Here is a 1695-nt window from a genome sequence, read left to right as displayed (position 1 = left end):
TAAAATGGAAAACCAAAGATGCTATGGGTTATCATAGTTATAAAACAGCTTATAATACCATTCGAGGGATTGAGACAATCAATATGTTATTCAAGGGGCAGCTTTATCACTTACTTAAGAGCTCTGCTATAAATATTAAATACTTTGTTGAAAGGCAATTTAACTTACCTACCCCTGCTTATATTTTCTAAAAAACCTCATAAAATTTTATAACTTCTTCCTTCAATTTTATTCTTTGCAACACAACCGCATATAATACCATCCGAGGTATTGAGACAATCAACATGTTATTCAAGGGCCAGCTTTATCACTTGCATAAGTGCTCTGCTATAAATATTAAATACTTTATTGAAAGACAATTTAACTTACCAACTCCTGCTTATATTTTCTAAAAACCCTCATAAAACTAGATAACTTCTTCCTTCAATTCCATTCTTTGCAACATGTATGATAAAGGAGCAGGTTAAGAAATGCTTGCAAGTAAGGCTACAAAGGGATTAGCTGACCTTTGAGGTTAGGAAGAGGAGATTCTGGTTCGCAACAAAGATTATTTAAATCTGTGGTAGTGATAAGCACCCTCTTCCAAAGGATCTTAAGCTGGACGGTATCTAAGAAAAGCTCTTAAGAAGCTTATTCTGTATTAACATGGTTAGCTATAGATTTTTTTTACATAGATAAAAAAATAATGCAAGGTAGAAGTTATGTTTGAAGGAACTCTAGGTATAGATATATCAAAGAAAGAACTAGCTGTAGCTTTGATAATTGGAAATAAAATTAGTAAGAACAAATTTGCTAATAATCAACAAGGATTTGCCAAACTTAACCAATGGTTGAGTATAAAAGCAATTAAGGATCTAAAAGTATGTATGGAAGCAACAGGTAGCTATGGTGATGAAGTAGCGGAGTTTTTATATAATCAAGGATATAGTGTAAGTATAATTAACCCGGCTTGCATTAAAGCTTATGCGTCAAGTAAACTAAAGAGGCATAAAACTGATGAAGTTGATGCTGTACTTATTGCTGAGTATGCTAATAAGAATGAATTACACCCCTATAAACCTAGGGATAGTATGCTTAAGAAATTAAGGAGCTTTTATCGTTGTCAGCAAAACCTTAAAATCCAACGTACCCAAGTTTCAAATTACCTTGAAAATGAGCATACCTTACCTGACTCTATAAGTATAATATATAGGAGATTGTTAAATGAAATAGATCTGCAAATTAAAAGTATAGACTTACTTATTGATGAATTACTAACTAACAATTCTACACTAAAAGAGCACTGCGAGAATTTGCAAAGTATACCGGGAGTTGGAAAGATTACTGCTATTGCTATACTATCTGAAGTTCCTGACTTCTCTTCTTTTAACAGTGCAAGACAACTAGCTGCATATGCAGGACTTACTCCTAAACAAAATACTTCTGGCACTTCAGTAAGAGGTAAATCAAGATTGTCAAAAATAGGCTCTTCGAACTTAAGAAAAGCTTTATATTTTCCTGCTATCTCAGCTAAATCACACAACTCAATAGTCAAAGAATTTGCCAATAAATTAAAAAACAGAGGTAAAAATACCATGGTCATTATTGGAGCGATTATGAGAAAGTTACTTCATATAGCATTCGGTGTTATTAAGCATAAAACTAAATACAACTCACAAATGTTATATACTTGACTCCATACACGGTATCACTACC

2 protein-coding genes are annotated in these 1695 nt (G+C 32.7%); both read left to right on the top strand.

The genetic code is table 11. The features are described 5' to 3' along the window. Positions 1-191, top strand: a 191-nt coding sequence (locus NF27_RS12460) for a hypothetical protein (RefSeq protein ID WP_039454516.1), incomplete at its 5' end; no start/stop codon positions are given. Between the two features lie 510 nt (positions 192-701). After that, positions 702-1673, top strand: a complete 972-nt coding sequence (locus NF27_RS05565; RefSeq protein ID WP_039455504.1) for an IS110 family RNA-guided transposase — start codon at positions 702-704, stop codon at positions 1671-1673. Positions 1674-1695 lie beyond the last annotated feature (22 nt).

The sequence above is a fragment of the Candidatus Jidaibacter acanthamoeba genome (assembly GCF_000815465.1).
Lineage (GTDB): Bacteria > Pseudomonadota > Alphaproteobacteria > Rickettsiales > Midichloriaceae > Jidaibacter > Jidaibacter acanthamoebae.
The sequence above is the reverse complement of the archived record's forward strand: the minus strand, read 5'-3'. Positions and strand labels throughout refer to the sequence as shown.